Source organism: Oerskovia sp. NPDC056781 (assembly GCF_042789955.1).
Taxonomy (GTDB): domain Bacteria; phylum Actinomycetota; class Actinomycetes; order Actinomycetales; family Cellulomonadaceae; genus Oerskovia; species Oerskovia rustica.
Genome location: NZ_JBHUAD010000176.1, coordinates 1 through 8,545, shown reverse-complemented (window position 1 = coordinate 8,545; position 8,545 = coordinate 1). Strand labels below are relative to the sequence as shown.

Annotated in this window: 7 protein-coding genes; all 7 read right to left on the bottom strand. The window is 73.3% G+C overall.

Going from position 1 to position 8,545, the window contains the following annotated elements:
- Window positions 1-159 precede the first annotated feature (159 nt).
- A complete protein-coding gene (locus ACFRCR_RS14075; protein ID WP_377678366.1) occupies window positions 160-498 on the bottom strand; it encodes a P-II family nitrogen regulator in 339 nt (112 codons plus the stop codon).
- Window positions 495-1,802 (bottom strand): ammonium transporter, encoded by a 1,308-nt coding sequence (locus ACFRCR_RS14070; protein ID WP_377678364.1) that lies wholly within the window; start codon window positions 1,800-1,802, stop codon window positions 495-497. The genes ACFRCR_RS14075 and ACFRCR_RS14070 overlap by 4 nt, the downstream gene beginning before the upstream one ends.
- 193 nt (window positions 1,803-1,995) lie before the next feature.
- Window positions 1,996-3,165 (bottom strand): signal recognition particle-docking protein FtsY, encoded by a 1,170-nt coding sequence (gene ftsY, locus ACFRCR_RS14065; protein WP_377678362.1) that lies wholly within the window; start codon window positions 3,163-3,165, stop codon window positions 1,996-1,998.
- A gap of 49 nt (window positions 3,166-3,214) precedes the next feature.
- Entirely contained in the window at window positions 3,215-3,637 is a 423-nt protein-coding gene (locus ACFRCR_RS14060; RefSeq protein ID WP_377678360.1) for a hypothetical protein, read from the bottom strand.
- A 167-nt stretch (window positions 3,638-3,804) separates the two neighbouring features.
- Window positions 3,805-7,380, bottom strand: coding sequence for a chromosome segregation protein SMC (gene smc, locus ACFRCR_RS14055; protein WP_377678358.1), 3,576 nt, complete (start codon window positions 7,378-7,380; stop codon window positions 3,805-3,807).
- 227 nt (window positions 7,381-7,607) lie between these two features.
- A complete protein-coding gene (gene ndk / locus ACFRCR_RS14050) occupies window positions 7,608-8,072 on the bottom strand; it encodes a nucleoside-diphosphate kinase (RefSeq protein WP_138824817.1) in 465 nt (154 codons plus the stop codon).
- Between the two features lie 23 nt (window positions 8,073-8,095).
- Window positions 8,096-8,545: DUF4233 domain-containing protein (locus ACFRCR_RS14045; protein ID WP_377678356.1), on the bottom strand; the 450-nt coding region annotated here is incomplete at its 5' end.

Genomic DNA, 8,545 nt, shown 5'->3' with positions numbered 1-8,545 from the left:
GCCCCGCACCCCCTGGGGGTGCGGGGCCTCCGTCGGTTCGTCGGTGTCGCGGGCGCTTCCTGCATCTGCCGTACCGGTCATCTCGGCTCTGCCTCCGTCACCCGCGTCGCACCGTCCCCACCGTTCGTGCCGCCCGCCCATGCGGCCCGTCGGACCGCCCTAGAGGGCGCCTGCGCCGTGCTCGCCCGTCCGGACCCGTGCGACGTCGTCGACCGTGATGGTCCACACCTTCCCGTCGCCGATCCGGCCCGTCTGGGCCGCCTTGACGACGACCTCGGTGACGGTCGCCGCGTCCTCGTCGTCCACGAGGACCTCGACGCGGACCTTCGGGACCAGGTCCACGGTGTACTCCGCACCGCGGTAGACCTCGGTGTGGCCCTTCTGCCGGCCGTAGCCGCTGGCCTCGCTGACGGTCATGCCGCGGACCCCTGCGGCCTCGAGCGCCGACTTCACGTCGTCGAGACGGTGCGGCTGGATGATTCCTGTGACGAGCTTCATGCCCTGACCTCCTGGATGACACGACCCTGCGCGATGGTCTCGTATGCGGTCTCTCCGTGCTCTGCCAGGTCGATACCGCCGACCTCGGCCTCCTCGCTGATCCTCCAGCCCATCGTCACCTTGATGACGAACCCGATGACGAACGTGAGCACACCGGAGAAGATCACGGCGGCCAGCGCGATGACGACCTGGATCACCAGCTGGTCGATCCCGCCGCCGTAGAGCAGGCCCGTGTCCGTGCCGAGCAGGCCGATCAGGACCGTGCCGACCAGGCCGCCGACGAGGTGGACCCCGACCACGTCGAGCGAGTCGTCGTAGCCGAAGCGGTACTTGAGGCCGACCGCGAGGGCGCACAGGACGCCCGCGACGACACCCAGGGCGATCGCGCCGATCGGGTTGACGGCCGCGGCCGCCGGCGTGATGGCGACCAGACCCGCGACGACTCCCGAGGCAGCGCCCAGGCTGGTCGCGTGACCGTCACGCAGCCGCTCGGTCAGCAGCCAGGCACCCATCGCCGCGCACGTCGCGACCGTGGTGTTGATCCAGGCCAGGCCGGCGACCTCGTTCGCGGCTCCCGCGGAACCGGCGTTGAAGCCGAACCAGCCGAACCACAGCAGCGCCGCACCGAGCATCACGAACGGGAGGTTGTGCGGACGCATGGGCTCCTTGCCGAAGCCCTTGCGCTTGCCGATGACGAGCGCGAGCACCAGGCCGGCCACACCGGCGTTGATGTGGACGACGGTGCCGCCCGCGAAGTCGATGGGGGCCACGTTGGCGATCCCGTCGGTCACCCCGTAGATCGCGGCGGCGATGCCGTTCTCCCCGGCACCGAGGATGCCTCCGCCCCACACCATGTGGGCGAGCGGGAAGTAGACCAGCGTGACCCAGACGCCCGCGAAGACCAGCCAGGCGCCGAAGCGTGCACGGTCGGCGATCGCACCGCTGATCAGTGCGACCGTGATGATCGCGAAGGTGGCCTGGAACCCTGCCGCCACGAGGGCCGGGACGCCGCTGCCTGCCAGGAGGCTGTTCGCGTCGTCGGTCAGGGGGGCCAGACCGAAGAACTCGGTCGGGTTGCCGAAGATGCCCGCCACGTCGGACCCGAAGGTCATCGAGTAGCCCCACAGGACCCAGATGATCCCGACGACGGCGATCGCGCCGAAGCTCATCATCATCATGTTCAGGACGCTCTTGCCGCGGACCATGCCGCCGTAGAAGAACGCCAGGGCCGGGGTCATCAGCAGCACCAGAGCGGCCGACGTCAGGAGCCAGGCCGTGTTTCCAGTGTCAAGTTCGAATGGCATGCGCTGTCGCCTCTCACCTCGCCAGCCGGGCGGCCGGACAGGTCAAGAGTCGGACAGCGGGGTTTCCCCGCGACGCTCGCGGGGTGACGGAGGTGTAACGGGGAGCACTCGTGTGTAAACGTTGCGTTTCCCGTTCGGTGACGGGGCGTCCCGGGAGCCGCCTGCCCCCGGGACGCGGTCGCCTCGGGCGAGGTCAGTCGCCCAGGAGCCCGTCGACGAACTCCTGCGGGTCGAACGGCGCCAGGTCGTCGGGCCCCTCGCCCAGGCCCACGAGCTTGACCGGCACGCCCAGCTCGCGCTGGACCGCGACCACGATCCCGCCCTTGGCGGTACCGTCGAGCTTGGTCAGCACGATGCCCGTGACCCCGGCGATCTCGCCGAAGACCCGCGCCTGGTTGAGGCCGTTCTGCCCCGTCGTGGCGTCGAGGACCAGGAGCACCTCCGAGAGCGGCGCCTCCTTGGTGATGACGCGCCGGATCTTGCCCAGCTCGTCCATGAGGCCCGCCTTGTTCTGGAGACGGCCGGCGGTGTCGACGAGCACCACGTCGACGCCGTCCGCGCGGCCCGTGCGGACGGCGTCGAACGCGACGGCCGCCGGGTCGGCACCGTCGCGGTCGGAGCGCACCGTGCGCACGCCGACGCGGGCGCCCCAGGTCTCGAGCTGGTCGGCCGCGGCGGCCCGGAACGTGTCGGCCGCGCCGAGCACGACGGTACGGTCCTCCGCGACCAGGACGCGCGCGAGCTTGCCCACGGTCGTCGTCTTGCCCGTGCCGTTGACCCCGACGACGAGCACGACGGCGGGGAGCCGGGTCCCGTCCTCGGCCGTCTGCGGGGCCGTGGCGAGGGAGCGGTCGAGGCTCGGGTCGACGAGCGCGACGAGCTCCTCGCGGAGCAGGTCGCGCACGCTCGCCGGGTCACGGACGCCCAGGACCCGCACGCGGGTGCGGAGCGACTCGATGAGCTCGCCCGCAGGCCCGGCTCCGACGTCGGCGAGGAGAAGCGTCTCCTCGAGCTCGTCCCAGTCGTCCTCGGTCAGGTGGTCGCGCGAGAGCACCGCGAGCAGCTTGGAGCCCAGCGGCGACCCCGACCGGGCCAGGCGACCGCGCAGCCTGGCGAGGCGACCACCGACGGCCTCGGGGACCTCGACGGCGGGCGGGGCCTCGAGGTCCGTCGGGGCTTCTGCCGTGGCCACGGCGCCCCGCTCCGGCACCTGGGCGGGCTCCTCCGTGGAGCCCGTGGTCACGCCCGTGGAGGGCGGCGGGAGGGTCGCGCGCGTCCCGGAGCGACGGCGGAAGCCGACGAGACCGACCGAGACGACGACGAGGACGGCGAGGGTGATCCAGAGCCAGAGGAGATCGTTCACCGTCGAAGTCTCTCAAATCCGCGCCCGACGTGCGGGCGACGAGACCGACTCAGTCCTGGTGGGCCGTCGGCCCCGGCGGCGGGGTCGCAGGGACCGAGCGCACGGCTCCGGTGTGGGGGCGCCGCGCCGTGGCGCCGTGCAGCGTGTGCGCGGCCCGCTCCCGGGCGCGGTGCAGGACGTCGGTGATCTCGTCGGCGTCCATGTACGCGGGGTCGGCGACCTCCGTCGCCGCGAAGAACTCCTCCATGCCCGTGTCGACGGGTGCCGCGGACGCCGCAGCAGCGCGGTCGTCGGCGGACCGGCGGCGCCAGCTCGACAGCCCCGAGCGGAAGTCACGCCAGAATCCGCGGATCCCTACCGGGGGGCCTTGCCGCTCGTTGCGGTCGTCGATGCGCGTGACGACGCTCGCGAACAGGAAGACCACGACGGCCGCCACGAGCGCGATCCCGAGGAACACGAACATCCAGAGCATCCGACAAGTATCACCGGGGCGGCCGGGCGAGCCCTGAACGAGACCGGCGAGTCCGCGGATCGATACAGCATCTTCACACCATGGAACCCGCGGGATCGTGCGGATCGTCGGTCCTGCACCCTCCGGTCAGCGGGAGGGGTGGTGCGCCGCGCCACCCGAGAGGTCCGTCACGCACCGACCTCGTCACGCAGCCGCTGGCTGATGACGGTGGTCACGCCGTCCCCGCGCATCGTGACCCCGTACAGCGCGTCCGCGATCTCCATCGTCCGCTTCTGGTGCGTGATGACGATGAGCTGCGAGTCCTCCTGGAGCTCGCGGAAGATCTCGAGCAGGCGACCCAGGTTCACGTCGTCGAGCGCGGCCTCGACCTCGTCCATGACGTAGAACGGGCTCGGGCGGGCCTTGAAGATCGCGACGAGGAGCGCGACCGCGGTCAGCGAGCGCTCGCCGCCGGACAGCAGCGACAACCGCTTGACCTTCTTGCCCGCCGGGCGGGCCTCGACCTCGATACCGGTCGTGAGCATGTTCTCGGGGTCGGTCAGGACCAGGCGCCCCTCACCCCCCGGGAACATCCGTCCGAACACGTGCACGAACTGCTCCGCGGTGTCGTGGTACGCCTCGGTGAAGACCTGCTCGACGCGCTCGTCGATCTCGCGGACGATCTCCAGCAGGTCCGCCCGGGACTTCTTGAGGTCCGCGAGCTGGGTCGTGAGGAACGTGTGCCGCTCCTCGAGCGCGGCGAACTCCTCGAGCGCGAGCGGGTTGACCTTCCCGAGCTGCCCCAGGGCGCGCTCGGCGGACCGCAGCCGCTTCTCCTGCGCCGCCCGCACGTAAGGTTCGGTCACGGGATCACCGTCCTCGTCCTCACGGACCGTGCCGTCCTCGGCGAGCACGGGGACCGGGCGGTCGGGGCCGAACTCGTCGAGCAGCACCTCCGGGTCCAGCCCGAGCTCGGTGACGCCGCGCTCCTGGAGCTGCTCGATCCGCAGCTGCTGCTGGGTCCGGGCGACCTCGTCGCGGTGCGCCACGTCGGTGAGCTCACGAAGCTGGCCGGCGAACGCGTCGACCTCGGCCCGGCGAGCGGTCACGGCCGCGTCCAGCTCGCCGCGTGCCGCCTCGGCCGCAGCCCGCTCGTCACCTGCCCGTCCGAGCGACCGATCGATCGCCGCCAGCGCCACATCGGCCCCGTCGCGCACGGCCTCCGCACGTCCCGCCTGGCGCACGCGGGCGGCCTCCCGTGCCGCGGCCCGCTCGCGCGCCGCACGCTCGGTCGCGGCGGCCCGGGCCAGCGACTGCGCGCGTCCCGTCAGGGCTCGCGCCCGCTCCTCGCTCGTCCGCAGCGCGAGACGGGCCTCGGTCTCGGCCGCACGGGTCGCCGTCGCGAGGGCGTTCGCCTCGTCGCGCGCGGCGGTGGCCGACGCGACGGACTCCTCGGACTGCTCCGGGGCCGCCTCGGCCTCGTCGTGCCGCACGACCAGCCCCGCGAGCTCGGCCTGCTCGGCGACCAACGTGGCCTGCGCCCGCTCCAGGTTGGTCCGGACGCGAGCCGACTCCGCCGCCGCCGCACGAGCCGTGGCCCCCAGGTGCCCGAGCTGCTCGGCGACGGCGGCCAGCGCGGCGTCGGACTCGTTGAGGCGCTCCAGGGTCGCGTCGTAGCGCTGCTGCGCCTCCTCGGCCTCCTCGAGCGCTCCGACGAGCGCGAACCGGGTCCGCTCACCGCGCGCGATCGCGTCGTCCCGGGCCGCCTGGGCCTCGTCCAGGGCCGCCTGCAGGTGCAGCACGCTCGGCGCGGTCGCCGAGCCGCCCCAGGCGCTGTGCGCCCCGAGCAGGTCCCCGCCCTTGGTCACGGCGGTGACCTGCGGCGACGCGGTGACGAGCGCACGCGCCTGTGCCAGGTCCTCGACGACGACGACGCCGTCGAGCAGGAGCTCGACCGCCGCGGCGACCGAGCGCGCAGGCGTGACGACCCGCACGGCCCACGCGGCGCCGTCGGGCAGGGGGGTGGACTCGCTCACGCCCGACGACGGACGCGTGCCGCCGCCGACCACGAGGCTCGCACGCCCCGCGTCCTCCTGCCGCAGGTGACGCAGCGCGTCGACCGCGGCCTCGAGGCTCTCGACCGCGACGGCGTCCGCGGCCGGACCGAGCGCCGCCGCGATCGCGTCCTCGTACCCCGCGTCGATGCTCAGCAACGCCGCCAACGACCCGAGCGCGGCCACGCCGTCAGCCGACAGCAGCGCGCCCGCACCGTCCTTGCGGACCAGGCTCATCTCGAGCGCCTCGACGCGCGCGCTCCACGTCGCCCGGTCGCGGTCGGCGGTCTGCTCCTCGGCACGGAGCCCGGTGACGACGGCCCCGGTCCGCTCGACGGCGTCGGCCGCCTCCTCGTGCTCGGCGTCCAGCCCCTCCTCGCCCTCCTCGACGCCCACGACCTGCGTCTCGAGGGACGCGAACTCGACGTTCGCCTGGTTCCCGCGCCGCTCGGTCTCCGCGAGGCTCTCCCGCAGACGCCCGATCTCGGCCTCGGTGGCCTCGACGCGGGACCGGCGCGCCGCGACCTGGCCCGCCAGCCGGGCCAGTCCCTCGCGACGGTCCGCCGCGCCGCGCAGCAGCGTCGCGAGCGCCCGCTCCGCCGTCTGCGCCTGCGCCTCGACCGCGGTCCGCTCCGCCACGGCCGACTCGAGCGTCGCCCGGGCGACCGCGACCTCCGACTCGAGCTCCTGCTCTGCGGCGCGGGCCCGGGCCGCCTGCGCGTCGAGGTCGTTCGGGTCCTGGCCCCGCTGGACCGTCTCCGGACGCCCCAGCAGGCGCAGGCGCTCCGCGGCCAGCGTGCGGGTCCCGCCCAGGCGTTCCTTGAGCGACGACAACCGGTACCAGACGTCGCTCGCCTGGGCCAGGGCCGGGGCGGCCTCTGCGGCCTGCGTCTCCAACGACCCCAGCGCCTCCCGGGCAGCGGCGAGCGACCGCTCGACCTCGGCCTGGCGCGCTCGTAGCGCCGACTCGTCCGCGATCTCCTGCTCGAGCGTCGCCGTGAGCTGCGCGAGGTCGTCCGCGAGCAGGCGCGCCCGCGCGTCGCGCAGGTCGCGCTGCACGACCTGCGCCTTGCGCGCGATCTGCGCCTGCCGCCCCAGGGGCCCCAGCTGGCGCCGGATCTCCGCCGTCAGGTCTCCGAGCCGCGTGAGGTTCGCCTGCATCGCGTCGAGCTTGCGCAGCGCCTTCTCCTTGCGCTTGCGGTGCTTGAGGACCCCCGCGGCCTCCTCGATGAAGCCGCGCCGCTCCTCGGGCGTCGCCCGCAGCACCGCGTCGAGCTGCCCCTGCCCGACGATCACGTGCATCTCGCGCCCGATGCCCGAGTCCGAGAGCAGCTCCTGGATGTCCAGCAGCCGGCACGACGACCCGTTGATCGCGTACTCCGAGCCGCCGTTGCGGAACAGCGTCCGGGAGATCGTCACCTCGGAGTAGTCGATCGGCAGCGCGCCGTCCGTGTTGTCGATCGTCAACGACACCTCGGCGCGGCCGAGCGGAGGGCGCCCCGCCGTGCCCGCGAAGATGACGTCCTCCATCTTGCCGCCGCGCAACGACTTGGCGCCCTGCTCGCCCATGACCCACGACAGGGCGTCGACCACGTTCGACTTGCCCGAACCGTTCGGCCCGACGACGCACGTCACCCCGGGCTCGAAGCGCAGGGTCGTCGCCGACGCGAACGACTTGAACCCGCGGAGGGTCAGGGTCTTGAGGTGCACGGGTCAGAGCCTAGTGCGAATCCGCGGGTGAAACGGGGAGGCGGTGGGGATGAGGGCTGGGACGAGGGTGGGGGCGGGTCTTCCATCCGGCCGCTCGTCCCTCGCGACCTCCCGCCAGGCCCGCCACGACCCGCGCCCCCACCCTCGTCCCTCCCCGTGCTCCACGCCGGCGCGGACAGGCGCCCCCGTCCGTCGACGGGGGCGCCTGCAGGCGGTGCGGGTGGTGCTCAGAGGCCGGGGAACCAGAGCGCGATCTCGCGGGCCGCGGACTCCGGGGAGTCCGAGCCGTGGACCAGGTTCTGCTGGACCTTCAGTCCCCAGTCGCGGCCCAGGTCGCCGCGGATGGTGCCGGGGGCGGCTGCCGTCGGGTCGGTCGTGCCGGCCAGCGAGCGGAAGCCCGGGATGACGCCCTGCCCCTCGGCGACGACCGCGAGGATCGGGCCGGAGAGCATGAAGTCGACGAGCGGGGCGAAGAACGGCTTTCCCTCGTGCTCGGCGTAGTGCGCCGCGAGGAGCTCAGGGGTGGCGTCCAGCAGCTGGACGGCGGCCAGGGTGTACCCCTTGGCCTCGACGCGGCGGAGGATCTCTCCCGACAGGCCGCGACGGACGCCGTCGGGCTTGACGAGGACGAGGGTGCGCTCGATGGTCTCGGAGAGCGCGTCGGCGACGACGGGGGCTGCAACATCAGTCATGCGCACGACCCTACCGGCCCTGCTCACATGTTCGGTGCGGTCTCCGGGTGCTCGGCGTCGTACGCGGCGCGCTCGCGGTCGATCCGTCCGCCGAGGCGGAGCGACACGATCCACAGGACGACGAAGATGCCTCCGACCAGGAACATCAGCGGCACCGCGAAGCCGCACGCGATCACGGGGAGCTGCACGACCGAGCCCGCGACGTAGCCGCCCGGCCCGCCGACCATGCGGCTGAGCAGGATCAGCACGACCATGAGCGTCCCGCCCACGATCCAGATCGCCGGGCCCGAGGGCACCTGCATACGGTCCGGCCACGCGTAGGGCACGGTCCGCAGCCCGTACGCGACGAGGGTCGCGAACAGCACGAGGAAGGCCTCGAGCAGCAGCGTCGTCGACGTGAACTGGATCTTCGCGGACTTCTTGGCCTTGATGCGGGGCGGGCCCGCCGCGTCCTCGCCCGAGGGGGCGGAGGA